The following is a 25199-nucleotide window of genomic DNA, read 5'->3' as shown; positions in this document are numbered from 1 at the left end:
TCAGTCGTCCTCGTCGTCGTCATCGACCGGCGGTGGCGGCGGCAGCACCGACCCCGGCGTGGGCACCACTACCGGCCCCGGTGTGGGCACCACCGAGGACGTCGTCGGCGGAGCGGAACGTCCTATCTCCACATCCGGCGTGCGCACGTCAGGTGGCACCGGCCGCACCACGGTCAGCACGAGCAGCACGGCCGCGAGCGCGCACGCCACGCTGAGCACGGCCACGAGGACCGTGCCGGTGCGGGCGGACGGCAGCATGCGACCGAGCCTGCCGTCCCTCGCGAAGTGCCGCATGAGACCAAGATGAAGATCTCTTCATCTGTCCGCAAATCGACTGATAATCATCAGCCCCTTGACCGGGAACGGACGGACCAACACGATGAGAGCGGTCCCACACCCAGGAGCTGACAACGATGTCACGACTGCTCGTACTCGTGCTCGCCCTGCTGTTGCCTGCCGTGCCTGCCACCGCCGCTCCCTCCGGCTGGATGGTCGCCGGACCGGGCCAGATCACGGCGACACTATCTCTGAACAGCGGAAACCTGACGCTGGCTGTGAGCAGGCAGGGCAGAACCGTGCTTCAGCCGGCAGCCGTCGGGCTCACCACGACCACCGCGGATCTCACCAAGGACCTCACGTTCACAGGGCGCAGTGACCGCGTTGTCATCGATCGCTACACCATGCCCCACGGCAAGCGGCTGCAGCGTTCGGCCCGCATGACCGAGGCGCGGTTCGGCTTCCGCAACGCCGCCGGCAGCTTCGACCTGGTCGTGCGCGCCGCGGCGGACGGCGTCGCCTACCGGTACTTGCTGCCGGGTCCGGCCGCGGTGACGTCCGAGGCGTCGAGCTTCCGGGTTCCCGCCGACTCGAAGGCGTGGTTGCTGCCCTACAACGCCTGGTACGAGGCCAACCGCGTGCGCACGACCGCGGGTGAGGCCACCGGCGACTTCGGCTATCCGTCGCTATTCCAGACGGGGCAGGACTTCGCGCTGCTCACCGAGTCCGATGTGGATGGCAGGTACGCGGGCAGCAGGCTGCGCAGGAGCGGCGACGGTTTCCAGGTCGTGCTGGCGGACGAGCAGGTGGCGTCGACCGGCACGACTCCGTGGCGCACGGCGATCGTCGGTGACCTGAACACCGTGAGCACCTCCACTCTCGTGGACGACCTGGCGAGCCCGGCGACGTTCACGGACGTGAGCTGGATCAAGCCGGGCAAGGTCGCGTGGTCGTGGCTGAGCGAGCACTCGAGCCCGAGCGACTTCGCGCGGCAGAAGCAGTACGTGGACTTCGCCGCCCGCCACGGCTGGGAGTACGCGCTGGTCGACGAGGGCTGGAGCGCCGCGTGGGTGCCGGAGCTCATCCGGTACGCCCGCGCGCAGGGCGTGGAGATCCTGCTGTGGCTGCGCTGGAGCGACCTCGACACCCAGCAGGAACGCGACACCGTGCTGCCCAGGATCAAGCAGTGGGGTGCGAAGGGCGTGAAACTCGACTTCATGGAGTCCGACTCGCAGGACCGCTACCGCTGGTACGACGCGGTGTTGCAGAAGACGGCCGACCTCAAGCTGATGGTCAACTTCCACGGTTCCACCATCCCGCACGGCCTCGCGCGCACCTGGCCGCACGTGCTCACGATGGAGGCCGTGCGCGGCGCCGAGAACTACCCGCCCGCCGCCAACAACCCCGTGCAGTTCTTCACCCGCAACGTCGCCGGTTCGATGGACTACACGCCCGTGTCGCTCGAAGTCGGCACGAAGGAGGCGTCGATCGCGCACGAGGTCGCGCTGCCGGTCGTCTACGAGTCGGGCTGGACGCACTTCGCGGACAAACCCGAGGCCTACGAACGGCATCCGCAGGCGTTGCGCTACCTCGACCAGCTTCCGACGGTCTGGGACGAGACCCGGCTGCTCTACGGCGATCCGGACTCGCACGCCGTCGTCGCACGCCGCAACGGCGACAGGTGGTTCGTCGGCGGCATCGCCACCCAGGAACGCACGCTGCGGGCGCCGCTCGGGTTCCTCGGCGGCGGGCAGTGGCTGGTGGAGACCGTCCGCGACCCCGCCGCCAGGGCCGACGTCGTGCGTGACACGCAAGTCCTGCGCAACACCGACACGCTGAGCGTGCCGACCAGGCGCAACGGCGGCTTCGCGGCGGTCGTCTGCCGCTACCGGCCCGGCCTGCGGACGTGCGACCAGCCGATCCGCCAGGTCCCGAAGACCACGCTCACCGTCGAGCCCACCGGCACGGTCGACACCCCGCCTGGTTCGACGATCGAGGTCGCCGGCACGTTCACCAACGGCGACAAGGAGATCCGCGACGTCAAGCTGACCGCGACCGCCCCCGAGGGCTGGTCCGTCACGGGTGCCGCGATCCAGCGCCGCACGCTCGCACCCGGCGAGTCGATCAGCGGGCGCTGGCGGCTCACCGCCGGAACCCGGGTCGGCCCGGTGGACGTGCCGATCGTCGCCACCTTCGGTTCCGGTGTGCACGTCGAGCAGGTGGTCAAGGCGTTCGTGCCACCCCCGACGCCGGCGAACGGCACGCAGGTCAGCGATCTGCCGTTCATGAGCGAGACCAACGGCTGGGGCCCGGTGGAACGGGACAGGTCCAACGGCGAGAACACCGGTGGTGACGGCGCGGCGTTGGCCATCGGCGGCGTCACCTACGCCAAGGGGCTCGGCACGCACGCACCGTCCGAGGTCTCGGTCTACCTGGGCCGCGGCTGCGAGCGCCTCGCGGCGAAGATCGGCCTCGACGACGAGACCGAGCAGCCGGGCTCGGTCGCGTTCCAGGTGTTCGGCGACGACGAACTCCTGTACGACAGCGGAGTCATCCGCGGCAAGGGCGCGGCGGTGCCGATCGACGTCGACGTCAGCGCCGTCCGGATGCTCAGCCTCCGCGTCACCGACGGCGGCGACGGCCGCAACTTCGACCACGCCGACTGGGCGGAGGCAGCCCTGACATGCTGATCAACCGCAGAACGTTCCTCTACGCCACAGGTGTGCTGGCGGTCGCGCCGAAAGTCTCGGTCGCACAACTGAAGGACACCTACTACGAGGTGCTGCTCAGGCACACGAGGTGGGCCGAGACGCAGTACGACGCCACGGCCGGACGCTACCGGCGCACCGACTTCGGGTTCGCGGTCGTGCTCGGCAACGCCGTCCTGCTCACCAGGGGCAGCTACGACGCGGCACTGGCGGGCGTGGAGAAGACCGTCCTGCGCGACCACACGCTCGCCACGATCAAGCACTTCGCGGCGAGCAACGTGCTGGCGGGTGGCACCGAGTGGGGCAAGACCCTGTTCTGGGACACCACCTTCCAGTCCTACTTCGTGCTGGCCGCCCGGCTGCTCTGGCCGGACCTCGACCCGGCCACCCGCGCGCACGTCGAGGCGATCGCGCGCGGCCAGGCCGAGTACACGACGTCGCTCGGCACCGGCAACGACCCGCGCTCCGGCAGCTGGACGCCGAACGGGCTCACCGGCGGCCACCGGGGCGACACGAAGCTGGAGGAGATGGGCGTCTACGCCCAGGCACTCGCGCCCGGACTGGCCTGGCACGGCGACGGACCGGGCTGGCTGGAGGCGTTCGGCCGCTGGAGCCGCAACGAGGCCGGGCTGCCCGCCGCCGATCTCGCCAATCCCTCCGTTGTGGACGGAGTGCCGGTCTCCGCCAACACGGCGACGAACCTGCACGACACGTTCATCGTCGAGAACCACGGCTCGTTCGGCCCGCACTACCAGGAGGAGCTCTGGCGCACCTCGGGCCGCAACGCCGTGCACTTCCTGCTCGCCGGACGGCCGCTGCCCGAGGTGCTGACCAAGCAGCCCAACGGAGAACTGTTGTGGCGCACCATCCTCGCGACGATGAGCGACGCGGGCGAGCCGTTGATGCCCATGGTCAACGACCGCGAGCACCTCTACGGCCGTGACGTCATCCCGCTCGCCTTCCGCTCCACCGTCCTCCGTGATCCGATGGCCGCCCGCGCCGAGGCCGCGCTCGCGTCCCGGCTGCTCGCCTACCAGGCCCATCCGCCGGTCCACCGGCTCGCGAAGTTCTCCGGTGAGGCCAAGTACGAGCCGGAGGCACGCGCGGAGCTCGCGATCAGCTACCTGTTGCACGAACTGCGCCCGCCCGCGAAACCCGTGTCCGAGCAGGAATTCTTCCGCAAAGCCGCCATCACGATCGACCACGGCGTGGACCCGGGGCTGCTGACGCACCAGTCGGCCGCGGCCTGGGCGGGCACGGTGACCAAGCCCGGGTTCACGAAGCTCGCGTGGCAGCCCGCGCACGACGACTGGCTGTTCAAGATCAGCGGCTCGACGCCGATGCTGCTGCCCCCGGCGGCCGTCACCGGGCGCAACATCGCTGTGTACCAGCAGGTTCGTGATGGTTTCGACGCGACGGCGGGCCTGCTGCGGTTCGCGGACGGGTTCGCCGGCACCGCCACCCTGCCGACCGGCACGATCGTGTGCGCGCTCCCCCGTCCCGGCCGGGTCGACGTGCACAACCTCGCGATGGCCGGGATGCCCGGCCTCACCGGCTCGCGCACCTACACGGGATCGGCGGGCCGTGTCACGATCCCGGCGCGCACGGGGTTCCGGGTCGACGACCTGACGTTCCCGGCGACGACCGCACGCCACGTCCGGATGGTCGGCATCACCCCGCATCCCACCTACGGCTACTCGCTGTTCGAGTTCGAGGTGGGTCCGGGGACGGTGACGGCGTCGTCGTTCGATCCCGGCTACGAACCGGCGAAGGCGGCCGACGGCGATCCGGTCACGCGCTGGGCGGTCGCCCGTGCCGAGCGCGGCCGCGCGGACAGCTGGATCGCCGTCGACCTCGGCACCGCCACCACTGTGGACCGCGTGCGCCTGCGTTGGGAGACAGCGGCCGCGGGCGCCTACCGCATCGAGACGTCGACGGACGGCGCCACGTGGACGACGGTGGCCTCGTACCCGCGCCCGGACCTCGGGACATCGGGCTGGCTCGACGTGGACGGCCGGGCGGGGTTCGTCGCGCGGTCGGCCGAGCCGATCACCGTGCACGGCGACACGATCACCGTGCCGGCCGGGATCGTGGAGGGGTACGTCCGGGCGGACCTGCGCGAGGTCGCGGCGGAACCGGCGCCGCAGTGCCCCGCGGGAGTGCGCGCGAGCACCGCGGACGGGTTCCTCAGCCTCTTCAACCTGTCCGGCGCCGACGTCACGGGAACCGTGCGCCTGCGCGGCACCCGGCTGTACCGGGGAACGCAGGTCACGACCCGTGACGGCACCGAGTACGCGCTCAGCCTGCCCGCCGCCACCGCGCGGGTCGAGGCGCCGTGGTTCACCGCCCGCGGCATCCCGCCGGGCATCACCGCCGTCGTGCACGACGCGCAACGGGTCACCTTCCGCGGCGGCCCGGCGATGTTCGTGCTGGTCCACCGCGACGGACGCAGCCTCCCGGTCGCGCTGGGCCGTGCCGAGCGCACGGTCGGCATGCCGGGCGTGCGGCCGTTCCCGATCGACGACCTCGCGCTCGGGCGTGTCACGTTCCCGAACTCCGTGCTGCCGCCCGGCATGAGCGACCCGGCCGCCGCTGTGGACGGCGAGCGGCACACCGCGTGGACGCCGGGCCGCGACGGCCGCATGGTCGTCGACCTCGGTGCCGTGCACGCCATCGGTGACGTCGATCTGCAATGGACGAACGGCGCACCACCGCCGCACACCGTCACGTACAGCGTGGACGGCAAGACCTACGGCTCAGCTACCACTGCGAGGTACGTCGCCGTGTCGACCGGCTGGCGGCCGGGGCACGCCTCGCTGCGCGCTGTCGTGGTGCGGCGATGACGGGTTTAGGCGGCATTCGGTCGGCAACCCACAGTCATGTTCGACGGGTTGCGATCCGCCTCACGTGAGAGCGTGGTGAGGGCGGTGTGGGACGTGCCGAGGCTGCTGCGCCATCCGGTGTGGCGGAGCGTGGAACCGCACCAGGGCAATGGACTCGGCGTCGTGCTCGTGCCGGGTTTCGGCGCGGGTGAGGCCAGTCTGTCCCCTGCGGCGTGGTGGCTGCGTGCCCGCGGTTACCGCCCGACCCGTTCAGGAGTCGGGTTCACCGTCGGCTGCACCACGGAGCTGTTGACAAAACTGGCGCACAGCACCGAGAAGCACGCTGAACTCACCGGCCGTCCGGTGGTGTTGCTCGGCCAGAGCCGCGGCGGCTGGCTCGCACGACTGGTCGCCTCCCGGCGTCCCGACCTCGTGCACGGCCTCGTGATGCTGGGCAGCCCCGTGCTCGACCCGCTGGGCGCGCATCCCGGCGTCCTGCGCGTCGCCCGGCTGCTGGCCCGCCTCGCCGCCGCGGGTGTGCCGGGTCTGCTCGACGACGACTGCCTGAGCGGGCCGTGCTTCGACGAACACATCAAGGCACTCGCGGAACCGTTGCAGGTCCCCGCGATCTCCATCTTCTCGCGTTCGGACGGTGTCGTGCCGTGGGAGCTGTGCCAGGACCCGTGCGCGGAATGCGTCGAGGTGAGCAGCACGCACACCGGCATGGGGTTCGACCCGCACGTCTACGAAGCACTCGGCCCGCGCCTCGCGGCCTGGGCACGGCGGGACGTCGAGGTCACCGCGTGACCGGCACGATCCGGGCGTCGAGCAGGACTCCGTCCTCGATGTCCAGCAGCCCGATCGTGCCGTGCGGCTGACGCCGTTCGTCCGTGGGTGAGCCGGGGTTGAACACGCGGACCCCGTCCTCCTGCTCGTCGCACGGGATGTGCGAATGTCCGAACACGACGAGCCGGGCGGCGGGGAACCGGCGGCGCATCCTCGCCATCCGGCCGGTCTTCTGGCCGCTGTCGTGGATCATCGCGAACGGCAGGCCGTCGATGTCGGACTCGACCGTCTCCGGCGCGCCCCACGCCACCACGTCCGGGCCGTCGTTGTTGCCGCACACGGCGATGACGGGCGCGTACTGCGCCAGCTCGTCCAGCACGGGAGCGACGCAGACGTCCCCGCCGTGCAGGATCAGGTCGGCTGACCGCAGGTGATCGGCCACGGCCGGCGGGCACCGCTTCCAGAACCGCGGTGCGTGGGTGTCGGACAGCACCACGACTCTCACGCCCACGACGGTAGCAAGGTCGGGCTCCCGGAGCTTCTCGACGAGTAACCGCGCCGTCCGGTGGGTACCTGACCTGCATGGCGAGGGCGATCTGGAGCGGTTCTGTCAGTTTTGGACTCGTGAGCATCCCGGTGGAGCTGTACAGCGCCACCGAGGACCACACCGTGCACTTCAACCAGTTCCAGCGCGGCACGTCCGACCGCATCCGGTACAAGCGCGTCAACGAGCGCACCGGCCGTGAGGTGCCCTACGACAAGATCGTGAAGGGGCACGAGGTCGAGAACGGCGAGTACGTGGTCGTGGAGCCCGAGGAGCTGGACGAGATCGCGCCGGGCCGCAGCCGCACGCTCGACATCGAGGCGTTCGTGGACATCGACGAGATCGACCCGGTGCACTTCCAGAAGACGTACTGGCTCGGGCCGGCCAAGCCCGAGTTCTCCCGCCCGTACCTGCTGCTGGCGCAGGCGATGAAGAAGACGAACCGGGCGGGCATCGCCATGTTCGTCATGCGCGGCAAGCAGTACCTGACCGCGCTGACTGAGGACAAGGGCATTCTCGCCGTGCACACGCTGTTCTTCGCCGACGAGATCCGCAAGCCGAAGGACGTGCTGGACGTGGTGCCGGAGGGCAGGGCGCCCCGCGGCAAGGAGCTCGACATGGCGGTGTCGCTGGTCGAGTCCATGGCCGACGAGTGGCGGCCGAAGGACTACCGCGACACCTACACCGAGCGGGTCACCAAGCTGATCAAGGCCAAGCAGAAGGGCAGCAAGGTCAAGGTCGAGGACGAGCCCGCGGAGGCCACCGGCGTCGTGGACCTCATGGAGGCGTTGCAGCGCAGCGTCGAGGCGAGCAAGAAGAAGCGCGGCAAGAAGGTCAGCTGACCACGAGCGCCGTCGCGTTGTCGGTGCCTCGCGCGTACAGGGCAGCACGCACCAAACGCTGCGCTGAGCCGTGCCCGGACATGATCGCCTCGATCCCGTTGTATCCCAACGGCCCGTAGACGCCATCGGACACGAGAGCGAGCCGGGGAGCCCGTGTCGCCGCACGGCCGATGTTCTCCGCCGTCGCGTGGCGGACGGTGTTGGTGACTACGTGTTCCATCCGCGGTTCGGCCTTGATGCCGCGCTCGCGGAAGTACTCGGCGACCGTGTGGTCGGTGGTGAGCTGGACGAGGTCCGAGCCGTCGGAGGCGTACGCGCGGGCGTCGCCTGCCCACGCCACGTCGAAGCCGCCGTCCGGGCGGGCCGTGGCGACGACGATCACGGCGTCGCCCGAGTGCACCTGGAGGGCGTCGCGGGCGGCGAGGATCGCGGCGACCGGGTCGGTCAGCAGGGTCGCGGCGCGTGCGGCGGCCCATGCGGCTTCGGCCGCGGCCGCGGAGTCGCCCACCCCGTCGGTGACCACGAACGTGCGGCGGCCCACGGCGAAGGCATCGGCGTTGTACCTGCGCGGTCCACGATCCGACGCGTGGGTCACCGTGAGCGCGGTGCCCAGCGGAACCGTGTCCAGCGGCCTGGTGTGATCGATCAGCATGGCGGACCTCCCTGACCTCCACTAAGCCCTGCGCGCCTAGGAGTCTGCTGTCAGGACCCTGAGAAGTTCTCTAGAACTTCGCCGCCCGGCGAAACCGGTCCGCTGCCCGGAGCAACGCGGCGGACAGCTCCGGCGGGGAGACGACCTCGAACTCGACGGTGATGCTCGCGAGCATGAACACCACGTCGTCCATCGTCTCGCCTCCGACCCGCACGTGGCACGAGGTTTCGTCCACAGCCGAAACCTCGCCGTAGCTCTGCCACTCCACGGCCTCCGACGCGGGCACGCTCAGTCGCACGACGCCCTGCACCGGCCACCGATCGGCCACGCGCGCCGCCACGAACGCTCCCGCGTCGCCGCCCGGAATCTCACGGGGCGTGAAGCGGGCACCGAACGGGGTCCGCACGCTCATCCGATCGAGTCGAAATGTCCGCCAGTCCTCCCGCAGCACGTCCCAGGCGACCAGGTACCAGCGCCGGCCCCACGTCACGAGCCGGTGCGGCTCGGCCTCGCGCCGCGACTCCTCCCCCGAGTGCCCGACGTAGGAGAACCGGATCCGCTGCCGGTCGCGGCAGGCCGTCCCGACCAGCGTCAGCAACCCGGCGTCGACCGCGGGAGGCGCCGAGGTGTGCGGCACCGTCGCGATCTCCAGTGCCGCGACCCGGTGCCGCAGCGCGGACGGCAGCACCTGCTCGACCTTCAGCAACGCGCGCACGGCCGTCTCACCGATGTTCTCGATGCCGCTCGCGGTCCGCAGCCCCACCGCCACGGCCACGGCTTCGTCGTCGTCCAGCAGCAACGGTGGCAACCGCGCACCCGGTCCGAGCCGGTAACCACCGCCGGACGTGCCCATCGACGCGTGCACCGGGTAGTCCAGCGAACGAAGCCGGTCGACGTCACGCCGGACCGTGCGCGTGGTGACGCCCAACCTGTCCGCGAGCTCCGAACCGGACCACTCACGGCGTGACTGCAGCAGACCGAGCAACTTCAACAATCGAGCAGAGGCCACTGTAGGACCATAACTGTCCTACAGTGCCCATAGCGTCGTCGGCATGAAGCCGTTCGACATCGCCATCCCCCAGTCCGAGATCGACGACCTGCACCGCCGCCTCGACCAGACCCGCTGGCCCAGCGAACCGGCGGGCGCGAGCTGGGCGCAGGGCACACCCCAGGAACGCCTCAAGGAGCTCGTGGCCCGCTGGCGCGACTTCGACTGGCGCGAGCGGGAACGGCGGCTCAACAAGATCCCGCAGTTCGTCACCGAGATCGACGGCACCCCGCTGCACTTCCTGCACGTGCGGAGCCCTCGCGCGAACGCCGAACCGCTGCTGCTCACCCACGGCTGGCCCACGACCTGCTTCGCGTTCGAGCAGATGATCGAACCGCTCAGCCGCGACTTCCACCTCGTGATCCCGTCCGTGCCGGGCTTCGGTTTCCCCGGCCCCACCACGGAGCTCGGCTGGACCATCCCCCGCGTGGCAGGCGTGTTCGCCGAGCTGATGCGACGCCTGGGCTACGACCGCTACCTCGCGCACGGATACGACTTCGGCGCCATGCTCACCCGTCAGCTCGGGATGCGCGACGAGGTGAAGGCCGTCCACGTCAACCAGATCTTCTCGGCCGGTGTCACCCAGGAGACCGCGGACATGAGCGTCGACGCCGAGCGGCGGTCCGTGGAGAAGGCCTTCCAGTACGAGTTCGAGCAGTTCGGGTACGTGTCGATGCAGAGCACGCGGCCGCAGTCGGTCGCCCACGCGCTCACCGACTCGCCGGTCGCGCAGCTCGAGTGGATCGAATGGGCGTTCCACACGTGGAGCGACCCGGAGATCGGGGTACCCCTCGACGCGGTGCTGACGACCGCGTCGATCTTCTGGTTCACCCGGACCGCGGGCTCGTCGGCGCGCTACTACCAGGAGGGGGACGAGACGTGGGGCGAGCTGGAGCCGATGTCCGGGACACCGACTTCGGTCGCGGTGTTCCCGCACGACGTGGGGGTGCCGATCCGGCGGATGGCCGAGCGCAACCACACCATCGTGCGCTGGACGGAGATGGCGCGGGGCGGCCACTTCGCGGCGCTGGAGGTGCCGGAGCTGATGGTCCAGGAGCTGCGGGAGTCGTTCCTCTTGTGAGGACGACGTGACGCTCGGCCGGGGTGCGGGCGGAGCCGGAGCCACTACGGTGATCACCGTGCGGTACACGGTCTTCGGCGCGACCGAGTTCGGTCCGACGCGCCTCGGCGCCCTGCTCGGCGTGCTGCTCGCCGACGCGGGTCAGGTCGTGACCGCCGAAGAGCTGGTCGAACGGGTCCTGGGGGACGCTCCCCCGCCGCGTGCCCGCGCGATGGTGCAGACGTGGCTGACGAGGCTGCGGCAGACGTTGCCGGGCCTGATCGAACGCGACCGCGGCGGCTACGTGCTGCGCGTGGATCCGCTGGAGATCGATCTGCACCTGTTCCGGCACCTGGTGCGCGTCGGAAGGACCGCCGACGCGCTGGCGCTCGCGCAGGCCGAGCCGTTGTCCACACTGGACACACCGTGGGCCCGGCAGCTGCGCGCGGGCTTCGCGGAGGAGCTCCTCGCGGCCCGGCTCGACCACGTCGACGAACGGCTGGCCAGGGGTGAGCGCGCGGAGCTGGTGCCCGAGCTGCACGCCCTGGCCTCCAGCCGACCGCTGGACGAGCGGATCGCCGCCCAGCTGATCGAGGCGTTGCACGGCAGCGGACGCGCCGCGGAAGCGTTGCGGCACTTCGAGGTCGTGCGCGCCCGGCTCGCCGGTGAGCTGGGTGCCGAGCCGTCGCGCCACCTCGCGACCCTGCACCGGCGCCTGCGGGCGGCCTCGGCCCCGCGCCAGCTGCCGGCTGCGCCCAAGCCGTTCACCGGCCGGGCACTGGAGCTCGCGGAGCTCGACGACGCGCCGAACGGCGTCGTGGTGATCACCGGCACCGGCGGGGTCGGCAAGACCTCGCTGGCCGTGCACTGGGCGCACCAGGCCATCGACCGGTTCCCCGACGGTCAGCTCTACGTGAACCTGCACGGCTTCGGCCCGAGCGGCGCGGCGGTGAGTCCCGGTGACGCGCTGCTGCGGTTCCTCTCGGCGCTCGACGTGCCGCGCGCCCAGGTGCCGCACGACCTCGCGGGGCAGTCGGCACTGCTGCGGGACGCGCTCGCGGACAAGCGGGTGCTCGTGCTGCTGGACAACGCGACGGACGCCGAGCAGGTCGAGCCGTTGCTGCCGCGCACGCCGAACGCGCACGTGGTGATCACCAGCCGAACCTCGCTCAAACCGCCGCACGCCAAGGCCTTGCCGCTGGGGCTGCTGCCGCCGGAGGACGCCCGCGAGCTGCTGGCCGCCCGGATCGGGCACGACCGCGCGCGGGCCGAGCCGGACGCCGTCGACACCGTGGTCCGCCGCTGCGCGCGCCTGCCGCTCGCGCTCGCGGTAGCCGGCGCGCGAGCGGCGACGCAGCCGGAGTTCCCGCTGGCGGCGCTCGCGGACGAGCTGGCGGACCTCGACGCGTTCGCCGACGACGATGACGTCACGGCGGACCTGCGTTCGGTGTTCTCCCACTCCTGCAAGGCGTTGAGCCCCGCGGCGCTGCGGCTGTTCCGGCTGCTCGGGCTGATGCCGGGCTCGGACATCAGCCTCGCCGGGGCCGCGTCACTGGCGGCGCTGGACGTGCGGGAGACCGAGGCCCTGCTCGCCGAGCTCGCGACGGCGAACCTGATCGACCAGCCGGAGCCGGGCCGGTTCACCTGCCACGACCTGCTGCGCGACTACGCGGCCGAGCTGGCCCTCGACGACGAACGCGACGAGGCCCTGAACCGGCTGCTCGACCACCTCGCGCTGACGGGCGTCGAGGCCGGTGTCGTGTACACGCCCAGCCGCCACCGCCCGGCCACTCCCCCACCGGCTCCCGGTGTCGTGGTCCTGCGCTTCGGCACGCACGAGGCAGCACTGGCGTGGCTGATGGCCGAGCATCCGACGTTGATGGCGGCGATGCGCCACGGCACACCGGCGCAGACGTGGCTCATGGGCTGGTCGCTCGCCGACGCCCTCGACCGCCAGGCCCGCTACCGCGATCTCCTGACGTCGCAACAACTCGCGGTCGCCGCCGTGGAACAGCTCGACGACGCCGACGGCCTGGGCCGCACGCTGATCAACCTCGGCCGCAGCCTGAGCCGCATGCGCCGCCCCGACGAGGCCACAGCCGCGCTGCACCGGGCGTTCGACGTCTACGAGGGCAATCCGGCGGGCCAGGCCGGGGTGCTGCTGAACATCGCGATGCTGTGCCCGGACGACCGGATCGGCGAGGCGATGGAGCACACGCGGCGCGGGCTCGCGTTGTTCGAGGAGTGCGGCGACTCCTACGGCCAGGCCAACGCGCTGACCGGGCTCGCGTGGGGCCACGGCAAGCTCGGCGAGTACGCAGAAGCAGTCGACCACGCCGAGCGCGCCATGCGGATGTGGCGGGAGATGGACCACCTGATCGGCCAGGCCGAGGCGTGGGACAACCTGGGCACCGGCCACCTCGGGCTGGGTGATCACGCGAAGGCCGCCGAGGCGTTCACCCGCTCGTCGGAGATGTTCCGGCTCGGCGGCGACCTCCCGCTCGAAGCCGGTGCGTACGAACAGCTCGGCGACACCCACGCTGCCGCGGGTGCCGCCGAACTGGCCCGGGAGGCCTGGCAGAAAGCGGTCGAGCTGCGCACTCAGGCAGGCCTGCCCACCGACGAGGTGCGCGCGAAGCTACAGGCCGAAGGCCAGTAGCACGTGGCCGTGCGGATTCACGTAGCCGGAGGAGTAACCCGACTGCACGTAGACCATGCCGTCCGACACCACCGCACCGGCACCGGGCCCGGCCAGCGTGCCGCCGCGCCCGGTCAGCCCGTTGACACCGCGGACGTCCTGGATGGTGTCGTGGGACCAGATGACCTGGCCGGTCCTGGCGTTGTACGCGCGGAACTTGCCGTCGAGCGCGCCCAGCCACACCACGCCGGGTGAGCTGGACACCGGTACACCGTGCGCCCGGTAGCAACCGGGCTGACCGGCCGCACCGCCCGTGGAGCAGCCGTCGGCGGGTGCCGGGGTCTCCCACAGAACGGTGCCGGTGGCGGGATCCACCGCGAACAGCTTGCCGGGCTCGGCGTAGTAGGTCGCGATGTAGAGCCGCTTGCCGTCGTAGCTGGAGCCCCACTGGATGCCCGAGATGCCACCGCTGGGCAGCGGCACGCCGAGCTGACGACGCCACACGACCTGCCCCGTCGAGGCGTCGAACACGTGGTACACACCGGACTTCTGGCCGACGCCCACGAGCCGGCGGCCGTTGACGGTGAAGAGGTTCGGCGTGGCACCGATGTCGTAGTCGAGGTTGGTGCCGTCCTTGAGCCCGGGGCAGTAGCCCTCGGCGTCGGGCTGGTTGCACGCGTCGCGCCACGTGTCGGCGTCGGTGACCTGGTTGGTCCACCTCACCGCGCCGGTGCGGGCGTCGAGCGCCAGCAGCGAGTCGAACTCGCCGCCCTTGCCCGTGTAGTTCTGGCCCGTGCCGACGTAGAGCGTGCCGGTCCGGCGGTCGATCACCGGTGAGCTCCACACGCCGACACCGGACGGCTCGAACCGCTTGGCGCCGTTGGGCCAGGTGCCGACCTCGACCGGTTCCGGCACCGTGTAGTGGCGCCAGACCAGAGCGCCGGTGTCGATGTCGTAGGCGTCGATGTGACCCCGGAACGTGCAGCAGGCGTGCGTGTTCGGCAGCATGTTCTCGCTGCTGGAGGTGCCGACGTACACCAGTCCGTTGTGGACGATCGGCGAGCTGGTGGTCATCGACGCGATGCCGGTGTCGAGCTGCACCTGCCACGTCAGGCGGCCGGTGCGCTGGTCGAGCGCGAAGAACCTGCTCGCGCTGTCACCGAAGAACACCTTGCCGTCGGCCACCGTCGGGCCGTCGGAGTTGAACGCGTACCGGTCGGCCTGCGGGAGCGTGAACTCCCAGCGGGACCGGCCGGTGCGCGCGTCACGGGCGTAGAACTTCCCGTCGGGGCCACCGAAGTAGATCGTGTCCCCCACGACGGCGGGCTGGCTGCGGACGCCGTTGTAGTCGCCCTTGGGATAGGCGAACGCCCACTTCAGCTCGAGCTTTCCGGCGTTGCCCGCGTTGAGACGCCATTCCGCGGCCTGGTGCCGCGTGCCGTCGAGGTCCTTCGCCCACCCGGTCCAGTCGCCGCCTGCGTGCGCGGTGGCGGGTGACGCGGTCAGCACCACCAGCGCCGCGGTGAGCAGCGCAGTTGTTCTGAGCATGGAATTTTCCCCCTTCCGCCACCCAGCCTGGCAGTGGCGGAAGGGGGACACGTCCCCCCAAAGTCTCGTCGAGGCCTAACCGATCGGTTGATGCGTCACGGTTCTGCCACGGAGAAGTGGCCGGCGAACCCGCCGAACCGCTCCGCCAGCGGCCCGGTGCCCGCACTCAGCTCACGCCACAGCTCGCGGTGCCGGGGCAGCGACGACGGATCGGTCACCAGCACCACCACGGCGCCTCGTCGCACCAGCACCTGCGCGGAGACGTCGTGGGTGAGCACCAGCGGCCGCACACCGACGAGGGTGCGTGGCGCGTGCACCACGGCGACGAGACCTCCGGCCTGGTACTTCATCGTCATGGTCGCGGGGCGGTGGTCGTCCGGTGAGAGCGCGGCCGCCGTGCTCGGCGCCGTCAGCACCAGGGCGCACGCGACGGCCACAAGGACTCTGACGATTGCCATGGCGACGATCTCATCGAGCCCGTGTGCTGTGCACGTCCGGACTTCGTCACGGTTTCGCTACAGCGGCCTCGACGCCGTCGAGGAGGACCTTCAACCCGCTGCGGAAGTTCTCCACGGCGTCGTTCTCCAGATAGGGCAGCTCAGGATCGACGGGTTCCCTGTCGCTCTCCAGCACGTGCAGCATCGGGAACTTCTTCTCCAGGTCGGGCTCGATCTCCAGCAGCACGGCCGACCGCGCGTACCACCACTCCTCGTCGCCCTCACCGGTCGCGCCGCCCGCGGCACGGGCCTCGGCGACGGTCTGCGCCGCGCCGCGCACGAAGTAGTTGACGGCGCCGACGATGCCGCGCAGCTCACGACCGGGCAGGCCGGTGGACACCAGGATCGCGGCCAGCGCCTCGATCACCGCGAACTCGTGCGGGCCGAGCACCGGACGTGCCTGCGACACCTGCAGCATCCACGGGTGACGGCTGTAGAACTCCCACATGTCGTGCGCCCAGCGCGTGACCGCGGGCCGCCAGCCGTCGTCGAGCGGGTAGGACGCCGGCAGTTCGGCCATCGCGCGGTCGTACATGAGGTCGACCAGCTCGTTCTTGCCCGGCACGTACGTGTAGAGCGCCATGGCCGTGCGTCCGAGCCGCTCCCCCACCGCGCGCATCGAGAACGCCATGCCCTGCTCGTCGGCGACCTCGATGGCCGCGTCGACGATCGCGTCCACGCTCAGTCCGGGCTTCGGGCCGGGACGGTTCTCCGCGACCGACGCCCGCCAGAGCAGTTCGATGGACCGGCGCGGGTCGCCCTGACCTGCGTAGACGACCACGGTTGCGACTCCTTATGCCGTAAAGTACTCTCGTCGGTCGATACTTTACGGCATAAAGAATCATTGGGGGAAGCAGCGTGAACGCTGTCGCAGACAGCCATGACGTGATCCAGGTCCGCGGAGCCAGGGAGAACAACCTCGCGGACGTGTCGCTCGACGTCCCCAAGCGCCGGCTGACCGTCTTCACCGGCGTGTCCGGCTCCGGCAAGTCCTCGCTGGTCTTCGGCACGATCGCGGCCGAGTCACAGCGCATGATCAACGAGACCTACACCGCGTTCCTGCAGTCCTTCATGCCGTCGATCGGCCGCCCCGACGTGGACGCGCTGCACAACCTGAGCGCGGCGATCATCGTCGACCAGGAACGCATGGGCGCGAACTCCCGCTCCACCGTCGGCACCGCCACCGACGCGCACACGATGCTCCGGATCGTGTTCAGCCGCCTGGGCGAGCCGCACGTCGGCACGTCCGGCGCGTTCAGCTTCAACCTGCCCGAAGGCATGTGCCCGGCCTGCGAGGGCCTGGGCAAGGTCACCACCATCGACGTGGACGCCATCGTCGACCGCACCAAGTCGCTCAACGACGGCGCGATCGACGCCCCGAACTACGGCGTGGGCACCTGGTACTGGCAGGTCCTCGCGAACTCCGGCCTCTACCCCGCCGACCAGCCGATCTCGGCGTTCACCGAGCAGCAGCTCGACGACTTCCTCTACAAGCCGACCACGAAGCTCAACATCGGCGGCACCAACGTCACCTACGATGGCCTGATCCCGAAGCTGCAGCGCACGATCCTGTCCAAGGACCGCGAGTCCATGCAGCCGCACATCCGCGCGTTCGTGGACAAGGCCGTCACGTTCGCGACCTGCCAGAGCTGCGACGGCGCCCGTCTCAACGAGGCCGCGCTGAACTCGAAGATCCGCGGTGTGAACATCGCGGACTGCTGCGCGATGCAGATCAGCGACCTCGCCAAGTTCGTGCACGCCATCGACGACCCGTCCGTCGCGCCGCTGCTCGCCACCCTGCGGGGCACGCTCGACTCGCTGGTCGAGATCGGTCTCGGCTACCTCTCGCTCGACCGCGAGTCCGGCACGCTGTCCGGCGGCGAGTCGCAGCGCGTGAAGATGGTGCGGCACCTGGGTTCCTCGCTCACCGACATCACCTACGTGTTCGACGAGCCGACCGTCGGCCTGCACCCGCACGACATCCAGCGGATGAACAACCTCCTGCTCCTGCTGCGCGACAAGGGGAACACCGTCCTCGTCGTCGAGCACAAGCCGGAGACCATCCAGATCGCCGACCACGTCGTCGACCTCGGTCCCGGAGCGGGCGTCAACGGCGGTCACGTCTGCTACACCGGCGACGTGGCCGGGCTGCGCGCGTCCGGCACGCTGACCGGCCGCCACCTCGACCACCGGGCCAAGCTGCGGCCGGAGTTCCGCTCCCCCAAGGGCTTCCTGACCATCAGCGGCGCCCGCACCAACAACCTCAAGGATGTCTCGGTCGACCTGCCGCTCGGCGTGCTGACCGTCGTCACCGGCGTCGCGGGTTCCGGCAAGTCGTCGCTGATCCACGGATCGCTGCGCAAGGGACCGGACGTCGTGACGGTCGACCAGTCGCCGATCCGCGGCTCGCGCCGGTCCAACCCCGCCACCTACACCGGGCTGCTCGACTCGATCAGGACCGCGTTCGCCAAGGCCAACGGCGTGAAGGCCGCGTTGTTCAGCGCGAACTCCGCGGGCGCCTGCGAGAACTGCAAGGGCATCGGGCTCGTCTACACCGACCTCGCGATGATGGCCGGCGTCGCCACGGTCTGCGAGAAGTGCGAGGGCAAGAGGTTCACACCCGAGGTGCTGCGCTACACGTTGCGGGGCAAGAACATCAGCGAGGTGCTCGGCATGTCCGTCGCCGACGCGCGCGAGTTCTTCCCCTCCGGCCAGGCCCACGCCGTGCTCAGCCGCCTGCACGACGTCGGCCTGTCGTACCTCTCGCTCGGCCAGCCGCTCACGACGTTGTCCGGCGGTGAGCGGCAACGGCTGAAACTCGCCATCCACATGGCGGAGAAGGCGTCGACCTACGTGCTGGACGAGCCGACGTCCGGCCTGCACCTCGCGGACGTGGACCAGCTGCTCGGCCTGCTCGACCAGCTGATCGACGCCGGCAACACGGTGATCGTGATCGAGCACCACCTCGCCGTGATGGCGCACGCCGACTGGATCGTCGACATGGGGCCCGGCGCGGGCCACGACGGCGGCCAGGTCGTCTTCTCCGGCACGCCCGGTGAGCTCGTGTCCACTTCGGACACCCTGACCGCCCGGCACCTGAAGGAGTACCTGTCGTGAGCCTGCTGACGGTGACCTCCGTCATACCGCTGACCCCGCGCATGACCCGCGTGACGTTCGGCGGCCCCGGTCTCGACGAGCTCGGCACCTGGCCGGACCAGCAGCTCAAGCTGCTCTTCCCCCGGCCCGGCGGGTCCGCGCACGTGTCCGACTCCGCCGACGTCGGCACCTGGTACCAGGCGTACCTGGCCATACCGGAGCCCGAACGGCCGTGGATGCGCAGCTTCACCGTCCGGTCGCTGGCCGACGGCGTGCTGACCGTCGACTTCGTGCTGCACGGCGACAGCGGACCCGCGTCACGCTGGGCCGCCACCGCTCAGGCCGGTGACGTCATCGGGCGGTTCGGGCCGTCCGAGGACTACGCCCGCCCGCTCGGCACCGCGGACCTGCTGGTGTTCGCGGGCGACGAGACGGCGCTGCCCGCTATCGCCTCACTGCTGGAACTGCTTCCTGCTTCACAGCGGCGACTGGTGTTCGTCGAGGTCGCGGATCCGCTGGAGGAACAGGACGTCCCCGGCGTGCGATGGGTGCACCGCAGCGCCGGGGAGGACCTGGTCTCGGTGGTGACGGCGGCCGAGGTGCCGTCGTCGGTGTGGGTGTGGCTCGGCGGCGAGGCCTCCGCGGTGCGTGAGCTGCGCAGGCACTTCGTCGGCCTGGGCGTGTCCAAGAAGGACATCGAGTTCGCCGGCTACTGGAGGCGGACGCTCACCCAGGACGACGCCCCGACGGCGGACGACCTCGCCGAGGCCCGGGAAAGGATCGCCACGCTCAGCGAGTGAACTCCAGCAGGCTGCGCCCGTCGGTCACCTGAGTCACGGACTCCAGTTCCAGTCCGTGACTCAGGTGACCGCCGCACGAAGTCGTACAGCTTTCGGTCGCGCGCCGGCCGAAGTGCACGAGCTTGACCTCTCTCCCAGCTGAAGCAGGGAGATTCTTCCCTCGCGGGTCGAGTTTCTGCTTCACAGCCCATTGCCGCCTGGATTACCAGCAAGGGACGGTGTACCGCCCACGGTCCTACACAAGCTCCACAGACCTGACATCCCACCAGCCCGGCGGTAGACCCGCCGACTTGGCTACCGCCGAACGGGCGCAACAACCGTACCAGCCGCTCCGCCAACCGCAGGTCGAGGGTTCGCGGTGAGGATCGCGGCGAGCAGGCTGCCGTGCCCGCCACCGACGTCGACGAGCGTGCCGAACCGCGACCAGTCGTAGTTCCTGACGACCTGCGGTAGCCAGTTCCGCATGCGGTCGGTCATCTGCCGGTCGAACGCGTCACGCAGGTGCCGTTGCCCGGCCAGGTCGGTCCAGAAGTCCTGGCCGTAGCGCACCGGGTAGGCCGGTTCGCCGGTGCGGACGCTGTGGATCAGGTCGATGAACGCCAGATCGGCGCGCCCGGCGGCGGAGTCGTGGTGCAGCAGGTTGTTCAGGCCGTTGTCCGTGTTCGCGCCGAGCAGTGCGCCGAAGTCCGTCGTGCGGTAGCCCGATGCTGTTCGTTCGGCCACACCGATAGTAGTCAGGTGGGCCAGGAGCAGGTCGAGTGCGAGCGGGTCGACCTTGAGTTCGGGTGCGAGTTCGTGGGCGGTGGCGGGGTTGTCGCGCAGGCGATCGGGCACTCCCAGGGTCACGGCGACCCGGAGCGCCATCGGCGTGATCAGCCCGGACATCTGTCGAAGCCGTTGTACGTCGGTGTCCACGTCGATCCACCCTGCCACCACGTGCAAGTTGATTTCTGTCAACACTGAAGCAATAGTGAGAAAATGCTTGTGCCGCCGCGCCACACAGTCCACACACGATCGACCGCATCGGCGCCTACCGTGTCGGTATGAGGACCAACTGGGCGGGCAACGTCACCTTCACCGCGGCCGAGGCCGTAGCCCCAGCCTCGGCCGAAGACCTGCGTGCGCTCGTGCGCGGTTCATCGGCCGTGCACGTCGTCGGCTCGGGACACTCGTTCAGCACGATCGCCGACACGACCGGCACGCTGGTGTCGCTGGCGGCCATGCCCGAGGTCTTCGAGGTGTCCGGCCACGCGGTGCGGGTGAGCGCGGGCATGACGCTCGCCTCGCTGGCCGTCCGGCTGGAGGCGGCGGGTCTCGCCCTGCACACGCTGCCGTCGTTGCCGCACATCACCGTGGCCGGTGCGATCGCCACCGCCACGCACGGCTCCGGGTCCCGGTCGCTGGCCGGTGCCGTGCGGTCCGTCGAGGTCATGCGCGGTGACGGCTCGGTCGTCGAGCTCGTCTCCGCGGGCGCGCCCGTGTCGATGGGCGGTCTCGGCGTCGTCACCACCGTGACCCTGGACGTGGTGCCGTCGTTCCAGGTCGCGCAGACGGTCTACGAGGACGTCGCCTGGACGACGCTGCTCGTCCGGCTGGAGCAGATCTTCGACGGCGCGTACAGCGTGAGCGCGTTCGTCGACTGGCAGGGCGGTGCGACGCTGTGGGCGAAGCACCGCGTGGGCGACGAGGAGTTCGCCTTCCCGGGGCGGCCGGCGACCGAACCGGCGCACCCGGTGCCCGGTCAGCCCGCCTCCCGCTGCACGCTGCAGGGCGGCGTGCCCGGCCCGTGGCACGAGCGGCTGCCCCACTTCCGCGCCGAGTTCACCCCGTCCGTCGGCGAGGAGCTGCAGACCGAGTACTTCGTGCCGCGGACCCGCGCGGTGACGGCGTTGCGGGCGCTGGCCGAGATGTCGACGGTGATCTCGCCGCTGGTGCAGGCCTGCGAGATCCGCACGATCGACGCCGAACCGCAGTGGCTCAGCCCCGCCTTCGACCGCGACAGCATCGCGATCCACTTCACCTGGGTGCCGGACACCCCGGCCGTGCTCAGGCTGCTTCCGCGCCTGGAGGAGGCGATCGCGCCACGGCCGCACTGGGGCAAGCTCTTCACCGTGCCGCCGGCCCTGCTGGCGGCACGCTACCCGCAGTGGGACGCCTTCCGGGCGTTGCTGCGCGAGCACGACCCGAAAGGCGTCTTCCGCAACGAGTTCCTGACCCGCTACTTCGGGTCGGCCACGTCGGCGGGCCCCTTCTGACGCAGCGCCTCCAGCTCGTCGTCGGAGAACCCGTAGGTCGTCACGATGGTCATCTTCGAACTGGTGATCACCAGACCCGGACCGAACTCCTCGACCACCACACCGCGCTGGTTCGCCGACTCGAAGAAAGGCTTGCCGCTCACGCCGAGATCGACCTCGGAGGACCAGAACACCGTCCGGCGCTTCTCTCCTGGGTGGTACTCGTGCGCGAACTTCAGCTGGTGCAGGAACGAGATCCAGCCTTCGGTGATGTCCTCGTAGTAGTCGTCCCACTCGGGTGAGGTGCCCTTGGGCGCACGGGTCAGCACGACACGGGTGCCTTCCGGGACGGCGCTCAGCGCGAACGTGTCGTGGCCGTGGACGATCAGCGTGGTGCCGTCCTCCTCGGCGTTCGTGAAGTAGATGTGGTCGATCTCCTCGTCGAGCTCCGGGAGGTCCCAGCCGTGCCAGTGGCGCAGCTTCTCCTTGTCGCGGAACGACTGCCACACCTCCTCGACCGGCGCGGCCACGGTGATCTCGATCTGGACGCCTTCGTCACTCATCTGCTGCTCCGGGATGGCCCATGGCGACCACCCGGTACGGGCGGCCTGTGTCGGTGTCGTACTTCAACGCGATCTGCCGCACCGCTTCGGCCAGGTCGCTGGTGAACTCGTGGACGTCGCCGGGCGCGCCGAAGCGGACCGTCGTCTCCACGGTGAAGGTGAGCAAGCGCTTTCCCGCCGCGGCCGCGGCGCCGGACATCCGCTCGACCTCACGCGCGGTGTCCCCGGCGACCGAGACCAGATGCGTTGCGGCGAACTGGTCCTGGACGTCGGCGGCGATCTCGCGACCGGGCTTCGCACGCAGGACGCGTTCGACGCAGCCACGCCGCTGGCGTTCCTCCACCAGTTCGACGAGTCCCGCCTGCTCCAGCGCTCGGACGTGGTAGTTGACCCGCTGCCTTGGCAGGTCGAGAGCCGCCGCGAGCTGGGTCGCCGAGGCGGGCGACTTCAGCAGCTCCAGCAGCGACAGGCGCAACGGCGACAGCTCCACGCCTAGCACGGTCCCATTTGACAAAATGATTTGTCAATACCGGAACGCGACCGGAAACAGGTAAGTTCGTTGACGGTTGCAACAAATCGCCCCACCCTGTGACCCGTGAGAACCCCCCTGCTGGTGGCAGCGTTGGCAGCAGCGGCGATCGTTCCTGTGTGGACGGTCGCGGCCCAGGCCGACGTGGTGCCCGGAACCGCTTATCAAGTGACGAACGTCGGCAGCGGAAAGTGCGTGGAGTCGCTGGGAACGGCCAACGGCGCACAGCTCCGCCAACAAGGATGCTCGGGTCAGACCTGGACCTTCACGCCCACGAGCGACGGGTACTTCACCGTCGGCCAGGGGCAGGTCTGGGACGTCTCGAACGTCTCGGTCGCGGACAACGCGGCTGTCCACATGTGGCAGTCGTTCAACGCGAACAACCAGCAATGGCGCCCCGAACAGGTCGGCACGGACACCTACCGGTTCGTGAACCGCCACAGCGCCAAGTGCCTCGACGTGCCCGGTGCGTCCACCGGCGACGTCCAGCTGGTCCAGTACACCTGCAACGGGACCGGCGCACAGCTCTTCCGCCTCACCGGCGGCACGCAGCAGCCGGGCCAGCCCGACTTCGGCCCGAACGTGCTCGTCTTCGACCCGTCGATGTCCTCCGCGACGATCCAGGCGCGGCTCGACGACGTCTTCCGCCAGCAGGAAGAGGGTCAGTACGACGCGCGCCGGTACGCCGTCATGTTCAAGCCCGGCAACTACAACGTCGACGTCAACATCGGCTTCTTCACCCAGGTCCTCGGCCTGGGCATGTTGCCGGACGGCGTGACGATCAACGGCCAGGTGCACGTCGAGGCCGACTGGTTCCAGGGCAACGCGACGCACAACTTCTGGCGTGGCGCGGAGAACCTCGCGATCCGGCCGCCCTCGGGCACCAACACCTGGGCCGTGTCGCAGGCGTCCGCGATGCGCCGCACCAAGACCTACGGCAACATGCAGCTCGACGACAACGGCTGGTCCAGCGGCGGTTTCCTCGCCGACTCCGTGGTCACCGGCCAGGTCCGCTCCGGTTCGCAGCAGCAGTGGCTGTCGCGCAACACCGAGTGGGGCTCGTGGACCGGCGAGAACTGGAACATGGTGTTCGTCGGCGCGCGCAACGCGCCGCAGACCTCGTTCCCCGAACCGCCGTACACGAACGTCGCGCAGACCCCCGTCGTGCGTGAGAAGCCGTTCCTGAACGTCGACGGCGGCGGCAACTACAACGTGTTCGTCCCCGCACTGCGCTCGAACACCAGCGGCACCACCTGGGCCTCGGGCACCCAGCAGGGCACGAACATCCCGCTGTCGCAGTTCTACATCGCGAAGCCGGGCACCTCGGCGGCGACGATCAACGCGCAGCTCGCGGCCGGCAAGCACCTGCTGCTCACGCCGGGCATCCACCAGGTGAGCGAACCGATCCGCGTCACCCGCCCCGACACCGTCGTGCTGGGCCTCGGTCTCGCGACCGTCATGCCCACCAACGGCACCATGGCACTCGACGTGGCCGATGTGGACGGTGTGAAGATCGCCGGCATCCTCATCGACGCGGCCCCGACCAACTCGCCGCTGCTGATGCAGGTCGGCGCGCCGGGCAGCAACGCCGACCACTCCGCCAACCCGACGTCGCTGCACGACGTCTACGCGCGCATCGGCGGTTCGGCCGTCGGGCGGGCCACGACCTCGTTGGTGGTCAACAGCCACAACGTGATCGGTGACCACCTGTGGCTGTGGCGTGGTGACCACTCCATCGGTGTCGGCTGGGACCTCAACACGGCCGACACGGGCCTGATCGTCAACGGCAACAACGTGACGATGTACGGCCTGTTCGTCGAGCACTACCAGAAGTACCAGACCATCTGGAACGGCCAGGGCGGCCGGACGTACTTCTACCAGAACGAGATGCCGTACGAGGTGCCCAACCAGGCAGCGTGGATGAACGGCTCGACGCGCGGCTACGCGGCGTACAAGGTCTCCAACAACGTCACGACGCACGAGGCGTGGGGCCTGGGCAGCTACGCCTTCATGAACGCGAACCCGTCGGTGGTCGCCGATCGGGCGTTCGAGGTGCCGAACACCCCCGGCGTGAAGTTCCACAGCATGGTGACCGTGTCGTTGGGCGGCAAGGGAACCATCCAGCGGATCATCAACAACTCGGGCGGTACGGCGACCGCCGGATCCACCGAGGCGTACCTGGCGAACTACCCGTGATGACGCACTGAACCGAGCCTCTTCGGCCGGTTCACCTTCATCTCGTCCATGTCGGTGACCTTGGCCTTCAACCCCTGGAAGTCGACGCCGAGCGAGTCGAGGGCTGTGGCCGCGCGCCGCAGCCCCGCCTCGTCCGGCTTCTCGGCGGCACTCAGGATCACGCGGTAGCTGAAGAAGTCGAGCTTCTCGTCGTAGGTCAGCGCACCCTCTTCGCTGAACCCGGCGTCACGCAGGAAGTCGAAGCCTTTCAGACGGTCCCGCAGCGTCACGCGCTGGTCGTCGGTGAGGTCGGCGAAGCGTCCGCGGACGAGTACTCGGTAGGTGTGTTCAGCCACGAGCGAAGATGGTCCCTGATCCCGT

Annotated in this window: 20 protein-coding genes and 1 pseudogene; 10 read left to right on the top strand and 11 right to left on the bottom strand. The window is 69.9% G+C overall.

Going from position 1 to position 25199, the window contains the following annotated elements; genetic code table 11:
• Positions 1–294 (bottom strand): hypothetical protein, encoded by a 294-nt coding sequence (locus SK571_RS34285; RefSeq protein ID WP_319988258.1) that lies wholly within the window; start codon positions 292–294, stop codon positions 1–3.
• 119 nt (positions 295–413) lie between these two features.
• Here SK571_RS34285 and SK571_RS34280 point away from each other — a divergent pair, with 119 nt between their 5' ends.
• The 3 genes from SK571_RS34280 to SK571_RS34270 all read left to right on the top strand — a co-directional run bounded on the left by SK571_RS34280 (position 414) and on the right by SK571_RS34270 (position 6613).
• Positions 414–2966 carry a glycoside hydrolase family 97 catalytic domain-containing protein gene (locus SK571_RS34280; protein WP_319988257.1) on the top strand — a complete coding sequence of 851 codons (2553 nt, stop codon included), beginning with the start codon at positions 414–416 and terminating at the stop codon, positions 2964–2966.
• Positions 2960–5827 carry a discoidin domain-containing protein gene (locus SK571_RS34275; protein WP_319988256.1) on the top strand — a complete coding sequence of 956 codons (2868 nt, stop codon included), beginning with the start codon at positions 2960–2962 and terminating at the stop codon, positions 5825–5827. Before SK571_RS34280 ends, SK571_RS34275 begins: the two co-directional genes overlap by 7 nt.
• A gap of 72 nt (positions 5828–5899) precedes the next feature.
• Positions 5900–6613, top strand: coding sequence for an alpha/beta hydrolase (locus SK571_RS34270; protein WP_319988255.1), 714 nt, complete (start codon positions 5900–5902; stop codon positions 6611–6613).
• Here SK571_RS34270 and SK571_RS34265 read toward each other — a convergent pair.
• Positions 6603–7097 carry a metallophosphoesterase family protein gene (locus SK571_RS34265; protein WP_319988254.1) on the bottom strand — a complete coding sequence of 165 codons (495 nt, stop codon included), beginning with the start codon at positions 7095–7097 and terminating at the stop codon, positions 6603–6605. The two genes, SK571_RS34270 and SK571_RS34265, sit on opposite strands and share 11 nt — an antisense overlap.
• Positions 7098–7174: 77 nt before the next feature.
• On the opposite strand from SK571_RS34265, the pseudogene ku reads away from it, so the two are divergent.
• Positions 7175–7960 (top strand): annotated as a pseudogene (gene ku / locus SK571_RS34260) (non-homologous end joining protein Ku); the annotation flags it as partial.
• Between the two features lie 10 nt (positions 7961–7970).
• Here the strand turns inward: ku and SK571_RS34255 are convergent.
• On the bottom strand, positions 7971–8630 hold the full coding sequence (locus tag SK571_RS34255; RefSeq protein ID WP_319988253.1) for a PP2C family protein-serine/threonine phosphatase: 660 nt from the start codon (positions 8628–8630) through the stop codon (positions 7971–7973).
• Positions 8631–8700: 70 nt separating this feature from the next.
• Positions 8701–9639, bottom strand: coding sequence for a helix-turn-helix transcriptional regulator (locus SK571_RS34250; RefSeq protein WP_319988252.1), 939 nt, complete (start codon positions 9637–9639; stop codon positions 8701–8703).
• A gap of 43 nt (positions 9640–9682) precedes the next feature.
• Between SK571_RS34250 and SK571_RS34245 the strand changes: the two genes are divergently transcribed.
• Together SK571_RS34245 and SK571_RS34240 are read left to right on the top strand one after the other, a co-directional pair.
• The gene (locus SK571_RS34245) at positions 9683–10759 is read left to right on the top strand and encodes an epoxide hydrolase family protein (protein ID WP_319988251.1); all 1077 of its coding nucleotides are present in this window, start codon (positions 9683–9685) and stop codon (positions 10757–10759) included.
• Between the two features lie 58 nt (positions 10760–10817).
• Complete coding sequence (locus SK571_RS34240; RefSeq protein ID WP_319988250.1) at positions 10818–13397, top strand: AfsR/SARP family transcriptional regulator; 2580 nt, start codon at positions 10818–10820, stop codon at positions 13395–13397.
• Here SK571_RS34240 and SK571_RS34235 read toward each other — a convergent pair.
• From SK571_RS34235 to SK571_RS34225, 3 genes are all read right to left on the bottom strand, one after another.
• Positions 13377–14924: an outer membrane protein assembly factor BamB family protein gene (locus tag SK571_RS34235; RefSeq protein ID WP_319988249.1), complete on the bottom strand. Its 1548-nt coding sequence runs from the start codon at positions 14922–14924 to the stop codon at positions 13377–13379. The two genes, SK571_RS34240 and SK571_RS34235, sit on opposite strands and share 21 nt — an antisense overlap.
• A gap of 95 nt (positions 14925–15019) precedes the next feature.
• Positions 15020–15382 (bottom strand): hypothetical protein, encoded by a 363-nt coding sequence (locus tag SK571_RS34230; protein ID WP_319988248.1) that lies wholly within the window; start codon positions 15380–15382, stop codon positions 15020–15022.
• A 46-nt stretch (positions 15383–15428) separates the two neighbouring features.
• Positions 15429–16202, bottom strand: a complete 774-nt coding sequence (locus tag SK571_RS34225) for a TetR/AcrR family transcriptional regulator (protein WP_319988247.1) — start codon at positions 16200–16202, stop codon at positions 15429–15431.
• Positions 16203–16279: 77 nt separating this feature from the next.
• On the opposite strand from SK571_RS34225, the gene SK571_RS34220 reads away from it, so the two are divergent.
• Both SK571_RS34220 and SK571_RS34215 read left to right on the top strand, forming a co-directional pair.
• Positions 16280–18538 carry an excinuclease ABC subunit UvrA gene (locus tag SK571_RS34220; protein ID WP_319988246.1) on the top strand — a complete coding sequence of 753 codons (2259 nt, stop codon included), beginning with the start codon at positions 16280–16282 and terminating at the stop codon, positions 18536–18538.
• Positions 18535–19317, top strand: a complete 783-nt coding sequence (locus tag SK571_RS34215; protein ID WP_319988245.1) for a siderophore-interacting protein — start codon at positions 18535–18537, stop codon at positions 19315–19317. Before SK571_RS34220 ends, SK571_RS34215 begins: the two co-directional genes overlap by 4 nt.
• Positions 19318–19611: 294 nt before the next feature.
• On the opposite strand, the gene SK571_RS34210 is transcribed toward SK571_RS34215, so the two are convergent.
• A complete protein-coding gene (locus SK571_RS34210; protein WP_319988244.1) occupies positions 19612–20232 on the bottom strand; it encodes a methyltransferase family protein in 621 nt (206 codons plus the stop codon).
• 128 nt (positions 20233–20360) lie between these two features.
• Here SK571_RS34210 and SK571_RS34205 point away from each other — a divergent pair, with 128 nt between their 5' ends.
• The gene (locus SK571_RS34205) at positions 20361–21572 is read left to right on the top strand and encodes an FAD-binding protein (RefSeq protein WP_319988243.1); all 1212 of its coding nucleotides are present in this window, start codon (positions 20361–20363) and stop codon (positions 21570–21572) included.
• Here SK571_RS34205 and SK571_RS34200 read toward each other — a convergent pair.
• On the bottom strand, positions 21536–22114 hold the full coding sequence (locus tag SK571_RS34200) for an SRPBCC family protein (RefSeq protein WP_319988242.1): 579 nt from the start codon (positions 22112–22114) through the stop codon (positions 21536–21538). The two genes, SK571_RS34205 and SK571_RS34200, sit on opposite strands and share 37 nt — an antisense overlap.
• On the bottom strand, positions 22107–22613 hold the full coding sequence (locus SK571_RS34195; protein ID WP_319988241.1) for a winged helix-turn-helix domain-containing protein: 507 nt from the start codon (positions 22611–22613) through the stop codon (positions 22107–22109). Before SK571_RS34195 ends, SK571_RS34200 begins: the two co-directional genes overlap by 8 nt.
• 96 nt (positions 22614–22709) lie before the next feature.
• On the opposite strand from SK571_RS34195, the gene SK571_RS34190 reads away from it, so the two are divergent.
• Positions 22710–24839: an RICIN domain-containing protein gene (locus tag SK571_RS34190; protein WP_406602074.1), complete on the top strand. Its 2130-nt coding sequence runs from the start codon at positions 22710–22712 to the stop codon at positions 24837–24839.
• Here SK571_RS34190 and SK571_RS34185 read toward each other — a convergent pair.
• Complete coding sequence (locus tag SK571_RS34185) at positions 24830–25174, bottom strand: DUF6204 family protein (protein ID WP_319988240.1); 345 nt, start codon at positions 25172–25174, stop codon at positions 24830–24832. The genes SK571_RS34190 and SK571_RS34185 overlap by 10 nt on opposite strands.
• Between the last annotated feature and the right edge of the window lie 25 nt (positions 25175–25199).

The organism is Lentzea kristufekii, from assembly GCF_033949925.1.
GTDB classification, from domain to species: Bacteria; Actinomycetota; Actinomycetes; order Mycobacteriales; family Pseudonocardiaceae; genus Lentzea; species Lentzea kristufekii.
This window is presented reverse-complemented; position numbering and strand designations above follow the sequence as displayed.

Bases quoted from the DNA above. Each gene is read 5' to 3' on its own strand.
- SK571_RS34205 (WP_319988243.1), top strand. From the start codon at position 20,361: ATGAGGACCAACTGGGCGGGCAACGTCACCTTCACCGCGGCCGAGGCC.
- SK571_RS34230 (WP_319988248.1), bottom strand. From the start codon at position 15,382: ATGGCAATCGTCAGAGTCCTTGTGGCCGTCGCGTGCGCCCTGGTGCTG.
- SK571_RS34275 (WP_319988256.1), top strand. From the start codon at position 2,960: ATGCTGATCAACCGCAGAACGTTCCTCTACGCCACAGGTGTGCTGGCG.
- SK571_RS34245 (WP_319988251.1), top strand. From the start codon at position 9,683: ATGAAGCCGTTCGACATCGCCATCCCCCAGTCCGAGATCGACGACCTG.
- SK571_RS34280 (WP_319988257.1), top strand. From the start codon at position 414: ATGTCACGACTGCTCGTACTCGTGCTCGCCCTGCTGTTGCCTGCCGTG.
- SK571_RS34235 (WP_319988249.1), bottom strand. From the start codon at position 14,924: ATGCTCAGAACAACTGCGCTGCTCACCGCGGCGCTGGTGGTGCTGACC.
- SK571_RS34255 (WP_319988253.1), bottom strand. From the start codon at position 8,630: ATGCTGATCGATCACACCAGGCCGCTGGACACGGTTCCGCTGGGCACC.
- SK571_RS34285 (WP_319988258.1), bottom strand. From the start codon at position 294: ATGCGGCACTTCGCGAGGGACGGCAGGCTCGGTCGCATGCTGCCGTCC.
- SK571_RS34200 (WP_319988242.1), bottom strand. From the start codon at position 22,114: ATGAGTGACGAAGGCGTCCAGATCGAGATCACCGTGGCCGCGCCGGTC.